The following is a 13,947-nucleotide window of genomic DNA, read 5'->3' as shown; positions in this document are numbered from 1 at the left end:
ATGCAGGCATGCGGGTGCACGAGAGCCGACGAGTCAGTCTACGCCAGGGCACCCGAAAAGACGAATCCGCTAAGAATGCCCACCGCGGGAGATCCCTAACCGGATCTCCCGCCAACCCGCACCCCTCCCGCCCGGCGGACTCCCCGCTCAGCCCAGCGGGTCCGGGGCGACCGCGACGCCCAGCTCCGCGAGCTTCGCGGCGCCGCCGTCGGGGGAGGTGAGGACGAAGGGGCCGGACTCGGTGAGGGCGATGGAGTGCTCCCAGTGGGAGGACCAGGTGCCGTCGGTGGTGACGACGGTCCACTCGTCCTCGAGGACGCGGGTGCGGGGGGTGCCGAGGGAGACCATGGGCTCGATGGCGAGGCAGAGGCCGGGCACGAGCTTCGGCCCGCGGCCGCGGCGGCGCTCGACGTAGTTGAGGACGTGCGGCTCCATGTGCATGGCCGAGCCGATGCCGTGGCCGCCGTAGTCCTGGACGATGCCGTACTTGCCGCCGCCCGGGCGGGGCTGGCGGCGGATGTACGCCTCGATCGCCCGCGAGACGTCCACGAGCCGGCCGCCGGGCTTCATCGCGGCGATGCCGGCCCACATCGACTCCTCCGTCACCCGGGAGAGCTCGATCAGCTCGGGGCTGTGCCCCTCCCCCACGAACGCGGTGTACGCCGCGTCCCCGTGCCAGCCGTCCACGATCGCGCCGCAGTCGATCGAGATCAGGTCGCCGTCCTTCAGGACGGTCTTCTCGTCCGGGATCCCGTGCACGACGACCTCGTTCACCGAGGTGCAGATCGTCGCCGGGAAGCCCCCGTACCCCAGGAAGTTCGACGTCGCCCCGTGCTCCGCGATCACCTTGCGCGCGGCCTCGTCCAGGTCCCGCGTCGTCGCCCCCGGCACGGCCGCCTTGCGCGTCGCCTCGTGGATGGCGGCGACGACAAGCCCCGCCTCGCGCATCTTCGCGATCTGCTCCGGGGTCTTGATCTCCACCACGCCTGCGACCTGCCTTCCGTCCGACCTGGACCACCCGCGTATCGGCCGGCCCGCACCCTTCCACGATACGACCACCCCCGCCCCACCCCGTCCCTCAAGGCGGTGGGTGCCTCAGGGGGGCGGCACCAAGAACTCCAGCCCGGCAGGCGCTTGAGGTCGCGCGGGCGCAGCCCGTGCACGCGCCGCAGGCGCTGAGCCGCCCGGCGCGTGAGGGATTCGGGAAGGGGCGGGGTGGGGAAAGACCGGGCCGCGCCCGGAAACGCGGCGGCGGCCGCACAGTCCCCGCGAGGGGGACCGTGCGGCCGCACGCCGGTGCAGAAAAGCTACGCCGCCTGGTCGTCGCGTCCGAGCGCCGCCATCGCACGCGAGGTGACCTCCGCCACCTTCCCGAGCGCCGAGATCGTCACGACGAGGCCCTGCGCCTTGTAGTGGTCGATGATCGGCTCGGTCTCGCGGTGGTACACGTCCAACCGGTTCCGCACGGTCGCCTCGGTGTCGTCGCCCCGCTGGTACAGCTCCCCGCCGCAGGTGTCGCAGACACCCTCGACGGCGGGCGGCGCGTACGAGACGTGGAAGACGTGCGCGGAGTCGTTGCGGCAGATCCGACGCCCGGCGATGCGCTTGACGACCTCGTCCTCCGGCACCTCCAGGTCGAGGACGGCGTCCAGCGCGGCCCCCTGGCCCGACAGGAACGCGTCCAGCGCCTGCGCCTGCGCGACGTTCCGCGGGAACCCGTCGAGCAGGAACCCGCCCGCCGCGTCCGCCTGCTTCATGCGGTCCTCGGCCATCCCGATGGTGACCTCGTCGGGCACCAGGTTCCCCGCGTCCATGTAGGACTTCGCGGCGCGCCCCAGCTCCGTCTTCTGGCTGATGTTCGCCCGGAAGAGGTCACCCGTGGAGATGTGCGGGATACCCAGGTTCTCGGCAAGGAACGCGGCCTGCGTTCCCTTGCCCGCCCCGGGCGGCCCGACGAGGACGATACGCATCAGCGGAGGAACCCTTCGTAATTACGCTGCTGGAGCTGGCTCTCGATCTGCTTCACGGTCTCCAGACCCACACCCACGATGATGAGGATGCTCGTCCCGCCGAACGGGAAGTTCTGGTTCGCGCCCAGAGGTGCCAACGCCAGTGTCGGCACGAGAGCGATCAGGCCCAGGTACAGCGAGCCCGGCCACGTGATCCGGTTGAGTACGTAGGAGAGGTACTCGGCGGTGGGCCGGCCGGCCCGGATGCCCGGAATGAAGCCACCATACTTCTTCATGTTGTCGGCCACTTCCTCGGGGTTGAAGGAGATGGCGACGTAGAAGAAGGCGAAGAACACGATCAGCAGGAAGTAGACCGCCACGTAGATCGGCTTGCCGTCGATGAAGTGCTGCTGGATCCACTTCGCCCACGCCGAGTTCCCGTTGGAGAACTGCGCGATCAGCATCGGGATGTAGAGCAGCGACGAGGCGAAGATCACGGGGATGATGCCCGCCTGGTTGACCTTCAGCGGGATGTACGTGGACGTACCGCCGTAGGAGCGGCGCCCGATCATCCGCTTCGCGTACTGCACCGGGATGCGGCGCTGCGCCTGCTCGACGAACACCACCAGCATGACCATGGCCAGGCCGACCAGGATCACGATGCCGAACTCGATCCAGCCGTCGGCCAGCTTGCCCTGCTGCTTGATCGACCAGATCGCGCCGATGAAGCCCGCGGCGATCGAGATGAACATCAGGATGGACATGCCGTTGCCGATGCCGCGGTCGGTGATCAGCTCGCCGAGCCACATGACGGCCGCGGTGCCCGCGGTCATCGTGAGGACCATGACGACCGTGACGAAGATCGACTGGTCCGGCACGACCTGCGAGGCGACCGGGCAGTTCTGGAAGAGCGCGCCGCTGCGGGCGGTGGCGACCAGGCCGGTGCCCTGGAGGATGGCGAGGGCGACCGTCAGGTACCGGGTGTACTGCGTGATCTTCGCGGTGCCGGACTGCCCTTCCTTCTTCAGGGCTTCCAGCCTCGGGATCACCACGGTCAGCAGCTGAAGAATGATGCTCGCCGTGATGTACGGCATGATGCCCAGCGCGAAGATCGTGATCTGCAGCAGCGCCCCGCCGCTGAACATGTTGACCAGGCCGAAGAGCCCCGAGTTGGAGCTCGCCTGGTCGAGGCAGATCTGGACGTTCTCGTAGGAGACGCCCGGGATCGGCACCGAGGCGCCGAGCCGGTAGACCACGATGATGCCGAGCGTGAAGAGCAGCTTCTTGCGCAGGTCAGGCGTCTTGAACGCCTGGGCGAACGCGGTGAGCACGGTGCCTCCTGCGACCCCCGCGCCGTTGCGTAGAGGTGACGGTCTTGAGATCGATGTATGTGGACTTGCGCCCGCAGCCGCCCCGGCCGGTGCGACGGGGGCCGGCGTTCTGACCGGCCCTCGTGCGGAGGATGAGGGCACACACTGCGACGGCCAACCTTACCGGCGCTCAGGGCTCCGTGGAACGACCCCTTCGAACCGAACACCCCGCCCCGCACACGGCCACCAGCGCAACTCGCCCCAACTCCCCCCATTCCCCGTGTCGGTTCTCACCCGCACGGGGTGTCCGGAGGGGGCGCGGACACACCCCCGGAACGACGAACGACCGGGGACGCCTCCGTGAAGAGGCGTCCCCGGTCGGGGTGTTCGCGCTGTCAGCGAGCTCAGACGAGCTCGGTGACGCTGCCGCCGGCGGCGGTGATCTTCTCCTTGGCGGAGCCCGAGACGGCGTCCACCGTCACGGTCAGCGCCACGGAGACCTCACCCTGGCCGAGGACCTTGACGAGGCTGTTCTTGCGAACAGCGCCCTTCTCCACGAGGGAGGCGACGGTGACCTCGCCGCCCTCGGGGTAGAGCTGGGCGAGCTTGTCGAGGTTCACGACCTGGTACTCGGTCTTGAACGGGTTCTTGAAGCCCTTGAGCTTCGGGAGGCGCATGTGGAGGGGCATCTGCCCACCCTCGAAGCGCTCCGGAACCTGGTAGCGGGCCTTGGTGCCCTTGGTGCCACGACCGGCCGTCTTACCCTTCGACGCCTCACCGCGACCCACACGGGTCTTCGCGGTCTTGGCCCCGGGGGCGGGACGGAGGTTGTGGATCTTGAGCGGGTTCTGCTCACCCATGATCAGTCGACCTCCTCGACCGTCACGAGGTGGCGGACGGTGTGCACCATGCCGCGGAACTCAGGACGGTCCTCCTTGACAACCACGTCGTTGACCCGCTTGAGGCCGAGCGAACGCAGGGTGTCGCGGTGGTTCTGCTTGCTGCCGATGTACGACTTCGTCTGCGTGACCTTGAGGCGAGCCATTACGCACCCGCCCCTGCACGCGCACGGAGCAGGGCCGCGGGGGCGACGTCCTCGAGGGGCAGACCGCGGCGGGCCGCGATCTCCTCGGGACGCTGCAGGCCCTTCAGGGCCTCCACGGTCGCGTGCACGATGTTGATCGCGTTCGACGAACCGAGCGACTTCGACAGGATGTCGTGCACGCCGGCGCACTCGAGCACGGCACGCACCGGGCCACCGGCGATGACGCCGGTACCGGGGGACGCCGGCTTGAGCAGGACGACGCCCGCCGCCTTCTCACCCGTGATGGGGTGCGGGATGGTGCCCTGGATGCGCGGGACCTTGAAGAAGTTCTTCTTGGCCTCCTCGACACCCTTCGCGATGGCCGCGGGAACTTCCTTGGCCTTGCCGTAACCGACACCTACGGTGCCGTCACCGTCTCCGACCACGACGAGCGCGGTGAAGCTGAAGCGACGACCACCCTTGACAACCTTGGCAACGCGGTTGATCGCGACAACGCGCTCAACGTAAGCGGTCTTCTCGGCGGCAGCGCCACCGTCGCGACCCTTCCGGTCCCGCCGCTCGCCGCCACCGGCACCGCTCCCGCGGCGCTGGGGTCCAGCCATTGGATCTACCTCTCTCTGTTACGTCCGTTAGTCCCGGAACCGGGGCTCAGAACTTCAGCCCGGCCTCGCGGGCGGCGTCAGCCAGAGCGGCGATGCGCCCGGCGTACCTGTTGCCACCACGGTCGAACACGACGGTCTCGACACCGGCCGCCTTGGCGCGCTCGGCGACCAGGGCGCCGACCTGCTGCGCCTGGGCGCTCTTGTCGCCCTCGCCGCCGCGGATCGAGGTGTCCAGGGTCGACGCCGAGGCGAGCGTGTGGCCCGCGATGTCGTCGATGACCTGGGCCACGATGTTGCGGTTGGAGCGCGTCACGACCAGGCGGGGACGCTCCGGCGTACCGGAGATGTGCTTCCTGATGCGGACGTGGCGACGCTTGATGGCGGCGCGCTTGTACGCGTCACCCTTGGCGATCTTCGTACCGTATGCCATGGCTTACTTACCAGCCTTTCCGACCTTGCGGCGGATGACCTCGCCGGCGTACTTGACGCCCTTGGCCTTGTACGGGTCGGGCTTCCGCAGCTTGCGGATCTTGGCCGCCGTCTCGCCGACCTTCTGCTTGTCGATGCCCTCGACCGAGAACTTCGTGGGCGACTCGACCTTGAAGGTGATGCCTTCGGGGGCCTCGATCAGGATCGGGTGGCTGTATCCGAGCGCAAACTCCAGGTTGGAGCCCTTCGCCTGGACGCGGTAACCGACACCGCTGATCTCGAGCGCCTTGACGTAACCCGTGGTCACGCCGGTGATCATGTTCGCCACCAGCGTGCGGGACAGGCCGTGGAGGGCCTTGTTCTGACGCTCGTCGTTGGGGCGGGTGACGCTGATGACGCCGTCCTCACCCTTGGTGACCTCGATCGGCGCGGCGACGGTGTGCGAGAGGGAGCCCTTGGGGCCCTTCACCGCGACCGTGCGGCCATCGATGGTGACGTCCACACCGGCGGGAACCTGGATGGGGAGCTTGCCGATTCGCGACATGAGCTTCTCTTCCTTTCCCGACTACCAGACGTAGGCGAGGACTTCCCCACCTACGCCCTTCTTGCCTGCCTGCTGGCCGGTCAGGAGACCGTGGGACGTGGAGATGATCGCCACGCCCAGGCCACCGAGGACCTTCGGCAGGTTGGTGGACTTCGCGTACACACGCAGACCCGGCTTCGAGATCCGCTTGATGCCCGCGATGGAGCGCTCGCGGTTCGGACCGAACTTCAGCTCGAGGACGAGGTTCTTGCCGACCTCGGCGTCCTCGACCTTCCAGCCGGTGATGAAGCCCTCCTGCTGGAGGATCTCCGCGATGTGCGACTTGATCTTGCTGTGCGGCATCGCCACGGTGTCGTGGTACGCCGAGTTCGCGTTACGCAGACGAGTCAGCATGTCCGCGATCGGATCAGTCATGGTCATGAATTGGCCTTCGGCCTCTCTCGCCGGGGTTTCCTGTATGCGCCATCCCTCTCCCCGCTCAGAGGCGGGACGGGTGCGGCGCGGGGACCTACGGCGTAGTAAGCGATTGTCAGCGAACCGCCTCGTGTTCGAGGGGTTCGCAGGCGATCCAGGGCGGCAGACGCCCAACCCCTCAAGCCTACGGCATCGGGGAGGGGCACCTGCCGGCCCGGTAACTTACCGAGAGTCCTGCGCAATGCCCGATTTCTCGGGGATTACCAGGAGCTCTTGGTCACGCCCGGCAGCTCGCCGCGGTGAGCCATCTCACGGAGGCACACACGGCACAGGCCGAACTTGCGGTAGACGGAGTGCGGACGGCCACAGCGCTGGCAGCGGGTGTAGCCACGCACACCGAACTTGGGCTTGCGGGCGGCCTTAGCGATCAGCGACTTCTTCGCCACGGTCAGTTCTCCTTGAACGGGAAGCCGAGGTGACGGAGAAGGGCGCGACCCTCGTCGTCGTTCTTCGCCGTGGTGACCACGGTGATGTCCATGCCCCGGACGCGGTCGATCTTGTCCTGGTCGATCTCGTGGAACATGACCTGCTCCGTGAGACCGAACGTGTAGTTGCCACGGCCGTCGAACTGCTTCGGCGACAGGCCGCGGAAGTCACGGATACGCGGCAGCGCGAGCGACAGCGTACGGTCCAGGAACTCCCACATGCGGTCACCGCGGAGGGTGACGTGGCAGCCGATCGGCTGACCCTCGCGCAGCTTGAACTGCGCGATGGACTTGCGGGCCTTGGTCACGGCCGGCTTCTGGCCGGTGATCGTGGTGAGGTCCTTGATGGCGCCGTCGATCAGCTTGGAGTCGCGGGCGGCGTCGCCCACACCCATGTTGACCACGATCTTGACGAGGCCGGGGATCTGCATGACGTTCTCGAACGAGAACTCCTCGTGCAGCTTGCCCGCGATCTCCTCGCGGTACTTCTGCTTGAGGCGCGGAGAAGTGGTGGTAGTCATCAGATGTCCTCACCGGTCCGCTTGGCCACGCGGATCTTGTTGCCCTCGTCGTCGAAACGGAAGCCGACGCGGGTAACGACCTTCTTGCCGTCCTGCTCCACGACGAGCTGGACGTTGCTCACGTGGACCGGGGCCTCGACCGTGACGATGCCGCCGGCCTGGGAGGCGCGGCCCGGCTGGTTCGCCTTGGTGTGCTTCTTGACCCGGTTGACACCCTCGACCAGGACGCGGTCCTCGCGGGGGAAGGCCGCGATGACCTTGCCCTGCTTGCCCTTGTCCTTACCGGTGATGACCTGGACCAGGTCGCCCTTCTTGATCTTCATGCTTACAGCACCTCCGGCGCGAGCGAGATGATCTTCATGAACTTCTTCTCGCGCAGCTCACGGCCCACGGGGCCGAAGATACGGGTGCCGCGGGGGTCGCCGTCGTTCTTCAGAATGACGGCGGCGTTCTCGTCGAAGCGGATGTACGAGCCGTCCTGGCGGCGGCGCTCCTTGACGGTGCGAACGATGACCGCCTTGACGACGTCACCCTTCTTCACGTTGCCACCGGGGATCGCGTCCTTGACGGTGGCGACGATGACGTCACCGATGCCCGCGTAGCGGCGACCCGAGCCACCGAGAACACGAATGGTGAGAATTTCCTTCGCACCCGTGTTGTCGGCGACGCGGAGTCGCGACTCCTGCTGGATCACGTCTATCTCCTGTTTGTCTGCCGGTTCCCGGCAGGGGCTGCGTCTCCCCCTGAGGGAGGCGGGGCCCCTGCCGAGCCTGGCGGAACTGACCCGAGGGCGGATTCACCCTCGGGCGGTCTTACTTGGCCTTCTCGAGGATCTCGACGACGCGCCAGCGCTTCGTCGCCGACAGCGGCCGGGTCTCCATCAGGAGGACGCGGTCGCCGACGCCGGCGGCGTTCTGCTCGTCGTGAGCCTTGAGCTTGCTCGTACGGCGGATGACCTTGCCGTACAGGGCGTGGGTGACGCGGTCCTCGACGGCGACGACGACGGTCTTGTCCATCTTGTCGCTGACGACCAGACCCTGACGGGTCTTGCGGAAACCGCGCTCGGTCTTCGTGGTCTCAGTCACGTTGCTCTCGCTCATCAGGCGCTCTCCACCGTCTCGATGCCCAGCTCGCGCTCACGCATCAGGGTGTAGATCCGCGCGATGTCCTTCCGGACGGCCTTGAGCCGACCGTGGTTCTCGAGCTGGCCCGTCGCCGCCTGGAAGCGGAGGTTGAACAGCTCAGCCTTGGCCTCGGTGAGCTTCGCGAGAAGCTCCTCGTTGCCCAGTTCGCGCAGCTCGGACGCCTTGGTTCCGGCCGACATCACAGCTCACCTGCCTCGCGCTTGACGATCTTGCACTTCATCGGCAGCTTGTGAGCCGCACGGGTCAGAGCCTCGCGCGCGATCTTCTCGTTCGGGTAGGACAGTTCGAACATCACCCGACCCGGCTTGACGTTCGCGATCCACCACTCCGGAGAACCCTTACCGGAACCCATGCGGGTCTCGGCGGGCTTCTTGGTGAGCGGGCGGTCCGGGTAGATGTTGATCCAGACCTTGCCGCCACGCTTGATGTGGCGGGTCATCGCGATACGGGCCGCCTCGATCTGGCGGTTGGTCACGTACGCCGGCGTGAGGGCCTGGATGCCGTACTCGCCGAACGCGACCTGCGTACCACCCTTGCTCGCGCCGGAGCGCTTGGGGTGGTGCTGCTTGCGGTGCTTGACCCTACGGGGGATCAGCATGTCGGTCAGGCCTCCGTTCCGGTGCTCTCAGCCGGAGCAGCCGCGGCGGGGGCGTCGGCCTTGGGGGCCTCGGCCGCCGGAGCGGACTGCTGCGGCTTGCGGCCGCGGCCGCCACGCTCGCCACCACGGGCGCCACCGCGGCCACCGGCCGGACGGTCACCCGCACCGCGCGCCGGGCGGTTGCCCGCACGGGCCGCGGCGTTCTCGGCGCGGACCTCGGCGATGTTCTTGACGTCGCCCTTGTAGATCCAGACCTTCACGCCGATGCGGCCGAAGGTGGTCTTGGCCTCGAAGAAGCCGTAGTCGACGTTCGCGCGCAGCGTGTGCAGCGGCACACGACCCTCGCGGTAGAACTCCGACCGGGACATCTCGGCGCCGCCGAGACGGCCACCGCACTGGATCTTGATGCCCTTGGCGCCGGCCTTCATGGTGCCCTGCATGCTCTTGCGCATGGCACGGCGGAAGGAGACGCGGGAGCTGAGCTGCTCGGCGACGGCCTGCGCGACCAGCTGGGCGTCCATCTCGGGGTTCTTGACCTCGAGGATGTTCAGCTGGACCTGCTTGCCCGTGAGCTTCTCGAGGTCGCCGCGGATGCGGTCGGCCTCGGCGCCACGACGGCCGATGACGATGCCCGGACGCGCGGTGTGGATGTCGACGCGGACGCGGTCACGGGTGCGCTCGATCTCCACCTTCGAGATGCCGGCGCGCTCCATGCCGGACGTCATCATCCGACGGATGGCGACGTCTTCCTTGACGTAGTCCTTGTACAGCTTGTCGGCGTACCAGCGGGACTTGAAGTCCGTGGTGACACCGAGGCGGAACCCATGCGGGTTAACCTTCTGGCCCATTACCGGGTTCCTTCCTTGCTGCTGACGACCACGGTGATGTGGCTGGTCCGCTTACGGATCCGGTAGGCGCGGCCCTGGGCACGCGGCCGGAACCGCTTCAGGGTCGGACCCTCGTCCACGTACGCCTCGCTGATGACCAGCGAAGAGGCGTCGGTGTGGTCGTAGTTGTGTGCGGCGTTGGCGATGGCGCTGTCCAGCACCTTGCCGACCGGCACGCTCGCGGCCTGCGGGGCGAAACGCAGGACCGCCTGAGCCTCCGTGGCGTCCATGCCACGGATGAGGTCCACCACGCGGCGGGCCTTCATGGGCGTGACGCGGATGTACCGCGCCTGGGCCCTGGCTTCCATGGTTGTCCCTTCGGTGTAAGTCATAGTCAGTCACCCCGCCTTAGCGGCGCTTCGACTTCCGGTCGTCCTTGACGTGGCCGCGGAAGGTGCGAGTCGGCGAGAACTCGCCGAGCTTGTGGCCGACCATCGACTCGGTGACGAACACCGGGACGTGGATCTTGCCGTTGTGCACCGCGATGGTGTGACCCAGCATGGCCGGGACGATCATCGAGCGACGGGACCAGGTCTTGATGACGTTCTTGGTGCCTGCCTCGTTCTGCGCGTCCACCTTCTTGATGAGGTGGCCGTCGACGAAGGGCCCCTTCTTGAGACTGCGCGGCATCTTAAAACCCGCTCCTAGCGCTTCTTGTTCGTCTTGCGGCGGCGGACGATGTACTTGTTGCTCGCCTTGTTGCGATCACGAGTACGACCCTCCTTCTTGCCCCACGGCGAGACCGGGTGGCGACCACCGGAGGTCTTGCCCTCGCCACCACCGTGCGGGTGGTCGACCGGGTTCATCACGACACCACGCACGGTCGGGCGGACGCCCTTCCAGCGCATGCGGCCGGCCTTGCCCCAGTTGATGTTCGACTGCTCGGCGTTGCCGACCTCGCCGATCGTGGCGCGGCAGCGGGCGTCGACGAGACGGATCTCGCCGGACGGCATGCGAAGGTGGGCCATGGTGCCCTCCTTCGCGAGCAGCTGCACGGACGCACCGGCGGAGCGGGCGAACTTGGCGCCGCCGCCGGGACGCAGCTCGATGGCGTGGAGCGTCGTACCCACCGGGATGTTGCGCAGCGCCAGGTTGTTGCCCGGCTTGATGTCGGCGGTGGGGCCCGACTCGATGCGGTCACCCTGCTGGGTGCCACGCGGCGCGAGGATGTAGCGCTTCTCGCCGTCCGCGTAGTGCAGCAGCGCGATGCGCGCGGTGCGGTTGGGGTCGTACTCGATGTGCGCGACCTTGGCCGGCACGCCGTCCTTGTCGTGACGACGGAAGTCGATCACGCGGTAGGCGCGCTTGTGTCCGCCACCCTGGTGACGAACGGTGATCCGACCGGCGTTGTTACGGCCACCCTTGCTGTGCAGCGGGCGGACCAGCGACTTCTCCGGCGTGGACCGCGTTACCTCGACGAAGTCGGCGACGCTGGAGCCGCGACGGCCCGGCGTAGTCGGCTTGTACTTGCGGATTCCCATTTCTCAGTCCTCGTCCGATACTCGGACCAGGGCGCTCCGTCAGGAGGCCTGGCCGAAGATGTCGATACTGTCGCCCTCAGCGAGGGTCACGATGGCGCGCTTGGTGTCGGCACGCTTGCCGAAACCGGTGCGGGTGCGCTTGCGCTTGCCCTGGCGGTTGATCGTGTTGACCCCGGTGACCTTGACCTCGAAGACCGCTTCCACGGCCTGCTTGATCTGGGTCTTGTTCGAACCGGGCGCCACGATGAACGTGTACTTGCCCTCGTCGAGGAGCGCGTAGGACTTCTCGGAGACGACCGGCTTGACGAGGACGTCGCGCGGGTCGGAGAAGGACTTGCTCAGCGGAGTCGGCTCAACGGCGATCTTGCCGTGGGTCTCGATGCGCTTCGCCTTGGCGATGCGGGCTGCCTTCTTGGCCTTGGCGGCCTTGGAGGCGATGCTCTGGTGACGAATAGCCATCAGCTTTCATCTCCCTCGGTGTCGGTGGCCTGCGGGCCGGACACGAAGGACTCGAAGGCGGCCTTGGTGAAGACCACGTCGTCAGAGACGAGCACGTCGTACGTGTTCAGCTGGCCCGGCTCCAGGATGTGCACCTGGGGCAGGTTGCGGGCGGAGAGCCACGAGAGCTCGTCGGCGCGCTCGGCGACCAGGAGCACGTGCTTGCGCTCGCTGACCTTCGCGAACAGCGTCTTCGCGGCCTTCGTGGAGACGGCGCCCTCGACCACGTCGGAGACGACGTGGATGCGAGCGTTGCGGGCCCGGTCGGTGAGGGCGTGGCGCAGGGCCGCGGCCTTCATCTTCTTCGGGGTCCGCTGCGAGTAGTCACGCGGCTGCGGGCCGTGGACGACGCCACCGCCGGCGAACTGCGGCGCGCGGGTCGAGCCCTGGCGCGCACGGCCGGTGCCCTTCTGGCGGTACGGCTTGCGCCCACCACCGCGGACCTCGCCACGACGCTTGACCTTGTGCGTGCCCTGACGGGCGGCGGCCAGCTGCGCGACGACGACCTGGTGGATCAGCGGGATGCTGATCTTCTCGACACCGAAGATCTCCGCGGGGAGCTCGACGGTCCCGTTCTTCTCGCCGGACGGCGACAGGATGTCAATGGTGCTCATCGGTTCCTCAAACCCCCTTGGCCGCGGTGCGGACCAGGACGAGGCCACCGTTGGGGCCGGGGACGGCGCCCTTGATGAGCAGCAGACCCTTCTCGGCGTCAACGGCGTGGACGGTCAGGTTCTGGGTGGTGACCCGCTCGTTGCCCATGCGGCCCGCCATGCGCATGCCCTTGAAGACACGGCCGGGGGTGGCACAGCCACCGATGGAACCGGGCTTGCGGTGCACGCGGTGGGCACCGTGCGAGGCCTTGCCGCCGGCGAAGTTGTGACGCTTCATGACACCGGCGAAGCCCTTGCCCTTGCTCTTGCCCGTGACGTCGACCTTGACGCCGGACTCGAACACCTCAGCGGTGATCTCCTGGCCGAGCGTGTACTCGGAGGAGTCGGGGGTGCGGATCTCCACCAGGTGGCGGCGGGGGGTCACGTCGGCCTTGGCGAAGTGGCCCTTGAGGGGCTTGTTCACCTTGCGCGGGTCGATCTCGCCGAAGGCGATCTGGACCGACTCGTAGCCGTCGCGGTCGTTCGTACGGACCTGCGTCACGACGCACGGACCGGCCTTGACGACGGTCACCGGGACGACCCGGTTGTTCTCGTCCCAGACCTGGGTCATGCCGAGCTTCTCGCCCAGGACGCCCTTGATGTTCTTGCTCATCTCGGCCCGTCCCTTCAGAGCTTGATCTCGATGTCGACACCGGCCGGCAGGTCGAGACGCATGAGCGAGTCAACCGTCTTCGGCGTGGGGTCGAGGATGTCGATGAGGCGCTTGTGCGTGCGCATCTCGAAGTGCTCGCGCGCGTCCTTGTACTTGTGCGGCGACTTGATGACGCAGTACACGTTCTTCTCAGTGGGCAGCGGCACCGGGCCCGCGACCGACGCACCAGTGCGGGTCACCGTCTCGACGATCTTCTTCGCCGAGGAGTCGATGACCTCGTGGTCGTAGGCCTTGAGCCGGATGCGGATCTTCTGTCCCGCCATGGCTACTCAGTAGTCCTGTCTCTAGAAACGCTCTGGGACCTGGTGCGCTGTGCCCGTCTTCCTTCCGACGGACCCGGTCCTCCGGTCCTTCACTCCGACCCACGCGGTCGGGCGTGTCGCACTCCCGCCAACAAGGATCCGTACACGGATTGCCTCACTTCGAGGAGAGCGGCAGGGGAAGAACACCCACCAGGCGCCTGATCGAGGGACCCCACCGCACTTCCCGGAAGATTCCCGTACTTCCACCGCGAAGGGCGGTGACGAGTACTGCGGGACTCGCTTCCGGTCCTCCCGGCGGGAGGCGCACGGCATTGGCACTCGATCGAGCAACCCGGACAGTCTGGCACACCCGACCCTCTCAGGGCCAATCGGGCGGAAGAGATTACCCCCGATGTGACGGACCTCAAACCCGGGGACAGGCCAGGGGCCCCGCGCCCCGTCCGTGAGGAC

General features: G+C 67.4%; 24 protein-coding genes. All 24 read right to left on the bottom strand.

Annotated elements, in window-relative coordinates; translation table 11 throughout:
- Positions 1-147: 147 nt before the first annotated feature.
- The gene (gene map / locus ACFWEG_RS10775; protein WP_387211976.1) at positions 148-984 is read right to left on the bottom strand and encodes a type I methionyl aminopeptidase; all 837 of its coding nucleotides are present in this window, start codon (positions 982-984) and stop codon (positions 148-150) included.
- Positions 985-1,307: 323 nt separating this feature from the next.
- Positions 1,308-1,970, bottom strand: coding sequence for an adenylate kinase (locus tag ACFWEG_RS10770; protein ID WP_387211973.1), 663 nt, complete (start codon positions 1,968-1,970; stop codon positions 1,308-1,310).
- Positions 1,970-3,280 carry a preprotein translocase subunit SecY gene (secY, locus tag ACFWEG_RS10765; protein WP_387211970.1) on the bottom strand — a complete coding sequence of 437 codons (1,311 nt, stop codon included), beginning with the start codon at positions 3,278-3,280 and terminating at the stop codon, positions 1,970-1,972. Before secY ends, ACFWEG_RS10770 begins: the two co-directional genes overlap by 1 nt.
- A 383-nt stretch (positions 3,281-3,663) precedes the next feature.
- Positions 3,664-4,119, bottom strand: a complete 456-nt coding sequence (gene rplO, locus ACFWEG_RS10760; protein ID WP_387211967.1) for a 50S ribosomal protein L15 — start codon at positions 4,117-4,119, stop codon at positions 3,664-3,666.
- Positions 4,120-4,121: 2 nt separating this feature from the next.
- Positions 4,122-4,304 carry a 50S ribosomal protein L30 gene (rpmD, locus tag ACFWEG_RS10755; RefSeq protein ID WP_056552385.1) on the bottom strand — a complete coding sequence of 61 codons (183 nt, stop codon included), beginning with the start codon at positions 4,302-4,304 and terminating at the stop codon, positions 4,122-4,124.
- A complete protein-coding gene (gene rpsE, locus ACFWEG_RS10750; RefSeq protein WP_006126891.1) occupies positions 4,304-4,906 on the bottom strand; it encodes a 30S ribosomal protein S5 in 603 nt (200 codons plus the stop codon). Before rpsE ends, rpmD begins: the two co-directional genes overlap by 1 nt.
- Before the next feature lie 46 nt (positions 4,907-4,952).
- On the bottom strand, positions 4,953-5,336 hold the full coding sequence (gene rplR / locus ACFWEG_RS10745) for a 50S ribosomal protein L18 (protein ID WP_387211963.1): 384 nt from the start codon (positions 5,334-5,336) through the stop codon (positions 4,953-4,955).
- Positions 5,337-5,339: 3 nt separating this feature from the next.
- Positions 5,340-5,879 carry a 50S ribosomal protein L6 gene (rplF, locus tag ACFWEG_RS10740; RefSeq protein WP_387211960.1) on the bottom strand — a complete coding sequence of 180 codons (540 nt, stop codon included), beginning with the start codon at positions 5,877-5,879 and terminating at the stop codon, positions 5,340-5,342.
- Between the two features lie 21 nt (positions 5,880-5,900).
- A complete protein-coding gene (gene rpsH / locus ACFWEG_RS10735; RefSeq protein WP_018528360.1) occupies positions 5,901-6,299 on the bottom strand; it encodes a 30S ribosomal protein S8 in 399 nt (132 codons plus the stop codon).
- Positions 6,300-6,553: 254 nt separating this feature from the next.
- Complete coding sequence (locus tag ACFWEG_RS10730) at positions 6,554-6,739, bottom strand: type Z 30S ribosomal protein S14 (RefSeq protein ID WP_024491590.1); 186 nt, start codon at positions 6,737-6,739, stop codon at positions 6,554-6,556.
- A gap of 2 nt (positions 6,740-6,741) precedes the next feature.
- Positions 6,742-7,299: a 50S ribosomal protein L5 gene (gene rplE / locus ACFWEG_RS10725; RefSeq protein WP_387211957.1), complete on the bottom strand. Its 558-nt coding sequence runs from the start codon at positions 7,297-7,299 to the stop codon at positions 6,742-6,744.
- Positions 7,299-7,622, bottom strand: a complete 324-nt coding sequence (gene rplX / locus ACFWEG_RS10720; protein ID WP_387211954.1) for a 50S ribosomal protein L24 — start codon at positions 7,620-7,622, stop codon at positions 7,299-7,301. The genes rplE and rplX overlap by 1 nt, the downstream gene beginning before the upstream one ends.
- 2 nt (positions 7,623-7,624) lie before the next feature.
- A complete protein-coding gene (gene rplN, locus ACFWEG_RS10715) occupies positions 7,625-7,993 on the bottom strand; it encodes a 50S ribosomal protein L14 (RefSeq protein ID WP_003966950.1) in 369 nt (122 codons plus the stop codon).
- A gap of 118 nt (positions 7,994-8,111) precedes the next feature.
- On the bottom strand, positions 8,112-8,399 hold the full coding sequence (gene rpsQ / locus ACFWEG_RS10710; protein WP_387211951.1) for a 30S ribosomal protein S17: 288 nt from the start codon (positions 8,397-8,399) through the stop codon (positions 8,112-8,114).
- On the bottom strand, positions 8,399-8,623 hold the full coding sequence (rpmC, locus tag ACFWEG_RS10705; RefSeq protein WP_387211948.1) for a 50S ribosomal protein L29: 225 nt from the start codon (positions 8,621-8,623) through the stop codon (positions 8,399-8,401). Before rpmC ends, rpsQ begins: the two co-directional genes overlap by 1 nt.
- On the bottom strand, positions 8,623-9,042 hold the full coding sequence (gene rplP / locus ACFWEG_RS10700) for a 50S ribosomal protein L16 (RefSeq protein ID WP_017239579.1): 420 nt from the start codon (positions 9,040-9,042) through the stop codon (positions 8,623-8,625). The genes rpmC and rplP overlap by 1 nt, the downstream gene beginning before the upstream one ends.
- Before the next feature lie 5 nt (positions 9,043-9,047).
- The gene (rpsC, locus tag ACFWEG_RS10695) at positions 9,048-9,890 is read right to left on the bottom strand and encodes a 30S ribosomal protein S3 (protein ID WP_387211945.1); all 843 of its coding nucleotides are present in this window, start codon (positions 9,888-9,890) and stop codon (positions 9,048-9,050) included.
- Positions 9,890-10,237 carry a 50S ribosomal protein L22 gene (rplV, locus tag ACFWEG_RS10690; protein WP_004571827.1) on the bottom strand — a complete coding sequence of 116 codons (348 nt, stop codon included), beginning with the start codon at positions 10,235-10,237 and terminating at the stop codon, positions 9,890-9,892. Before rplV ends, rpsC begins: the two co-directional genes overlap by 1 nt.
- A gap of 40 nt (positions 10,238-10,277) precedes the next feature.
- The gene (gene rpsS / locus ACFWEG_RS10685) at positions 10,278-10,559 is read right to left on the bottom strand and encodes a 30S ribosomal protein S19 (protein WP_283853425.1); all 282 of its coding nucleotides are present in this window, start codon (positions 10,557-10,559) and stop codon (positions 10,278-10,280) included.
- A 14-nt stretch (positions 10,560-10,573) separates the two neighbouring features.
- Positions 10,574-11,410 carry a 50S ribosomal protein L2 gene (rplB, locus tag ACFWEG_RS10680; RefSeq protein ID WP_387211942.1) on the bottom strand — a complete coding sequence of 279 codons (837 nt, stop codon included), beginning with the start codon at positions 11,408-11,410 and terminating at the stop codon, positions 10,574-10,576.
- Between the two features lie 39 nt (positions 11,411-11,449).
- Positions 11,450-11,869 carry a 50S ribosomal protein L23 gene (gene rplW, locus ACFWEG_RS10675; protein ID WP_387211939.1) on the bottom strand — a complete coding sequence of 140 codons (420 nt, stop codon included), beginning with the start codon at positions 11,867-11,869 and terminating at the stop codon, positions 11,450-11,452.
- Entirely contained in the window at positions 11,869-12,522 is a 654-nt protein-coding gene (gene rplD / locus ACFWEG_RS10670) for a 50S ribosomal protein L4 (protein ID WP_387211936.1), read from the bottom strand. The genes rplW and rplD overlap by 1 nt, the downstream gene beginning before the upstream one ends.
- Positions 12,523-12,529: 7 nt before the next feature.
- Complete coding sequence (gene rplC / locus ACFWEG_RS10665; RefSeq protein WP_387211933.1) at positions 12,530-13,174, bottom strand: 50S ribosomal protein L3; 645 nt, start codon at positions 13,172-13,174, stop codon at positions 12,530-12,532.
- 14 nt (positions 13,175-13,188) lie between these two features.
- Positions 13,189-13,497, bottom strand: a complete 309-nt coding sequence (gene rpsJ / locus ACFWEG_RS10660; protein ID WP_014054162.1) for a 30S ribosomal protein S10 — start codon at positions 13,495-13,497, stop codon at positions 13,189-13,191.
- Positions 13,498-13,947 lie beyond the last annotated feature (450 nt).

This window comes from Streptomyces sp. NPDC060194, assembly GCF_042728285.1.
Taxonomy (GTDB): Bacteria; Actinomycetota; Actinomycetes; order Streptomycetales; family Streptomycetaceae; genus Streptomyces.
The sequence above is the reverse complement of the archived record's forward strand: the minus strand, read 5'-3'. Positions and strand labels throughout refer to the sequence as shown.

Bases quoted from the DNA above. Each gene is read 5' to 3' on its own strand.
- ACFWEG_RS10770 (WP_387211973.1), bottom strand. From the start codon at position 1,970: ATGCGTATCGTCCTCGTCGGGCCGCCCGGGGCGGGCAAGGGAACGCAG.
- rplO (WP_387211967.1), bottom strand. From the start codon at position 4,119: ATGGGTGAGCAGAACCCGCTCAAGATCCACAACCTCCGTCCCGCCCCC.
- rpmD (WP_056552385.1), bottom strand. From the start codon at position 4,304: ATGGCTCGCCTCAAGGTCACGCAGACGAAGTCGTACATCGGCAGCAAG.
- rpsE (WP_006126891.1), bottom strand. From the start codon at position 4,906: ATGGCTGGACCCCAGCGCCGCGGGAGCGGTGCCGGTGGCGGCGAGCGG.
- rplR (WP_387211963.1), bottom strand. From the start codon at position 5,336: ATGGCATACGGTACGAAGATCGCCAAGGGTGACGCGTACAAGCGCGCC.
- rplF (WP_387211960.1), bottom strand. From the start codon at position 5,879: ATGTCGCGAATCGGCAAGCTCCCCATCCAGGTTCCCGCCGGTGTGGAC.
- rpsH (WP_018528360.1), bottom strand. From the start codon at position 6,299: ATGACCATGACTGATCCGATCGCGGACATGCTGACTCGTCTGCGTAAC.
- rplE (WP_387211957.1), bottom strand. From the start codon at position 7,299: ATGACTACCACCACTTCTCCGCGCCTCAAGCAGAAGTACCGCGAGGAG.
- rplX (WP_387211954.1), bottom strand. From the start codon at position 7,622: ATGAAGATCAAGAAGGGCGACCTGGTCCAGGTCATCACCGGTAAGGAC.
- rpsQ (WP_387211951.1), bottom strand. From the start codon at position 8,399: ATGAGCGAGAGCAACGTGACTGAGACCACGAAGACCGAGCGCGGTTTC.
- rpmC (WP_387211948.1), bottom strand. From the start codon at position 8,623: ATGTCGGCCGGAACCAAGGCGTCCGAGCTGCGCGAACTGGGCAACGAG.
- rplP (WP_017239579.1), bottom strand. From the start codon at position 9,042: ATGCTGATCCCCCGTAGGGTCAAGCACCGCAAGCAGCACCACCCCAAG.
- rpsC (WP_387211945.1), bottom strand. From the start codon at position 9,890: ATGGGCCAGAAGGTTAACCCGCATGGGTTCCGCCTCGGTGTCACCACG.
- rplV (WP_004571827.1), bottom strand. From the start codon at position 10,237: ATGGAAGCCAGGGCCCAGGCGCGGTACATCCGCGTCACGCCCATGAAG.
- rpsS (WP_283853425.1), bottom strand. From the start codon at position 10,559: ATGCCGCGCAGTCTCAAGAAGGGGCCCTTCGTCGACGGCCACCTCATC.
- rplB (WP_387211942.1), bottom strand. From the start codon at position 11,410: ATGGGAATCCGCAAGTACAAGCCGACTACGCCGGGCCGTCGCGGCTCC.
- rplW (WP_387211939.1), bottom strand. From the start codon at position 11,869: ATGGCTATTCGTCACCAGAGCATCGCCTCCAAGGCCGCCAAGGCCAAG.
- rplD (WP_387211936.1), bottom strand. From the start codon at position 12,522: ATGAGCACCATTGACATCCTGTCGCCGTCCGGCGAGAAGAACGGGACC.
- rplC (WP_387211933.1), bottom strand. From the start codon at position 13,174: ATGAGCAAGAACATCAAGGGCGTCCTGGGCGAGAAGCTCGGCATGACC.
- rpsJ (WP_014054162.1), bottom strand. From the start codon at position 13,497: ATGGCGGGACAGAAGATCCGCATCCGGCTCAAGGCCTACGACCACGAG.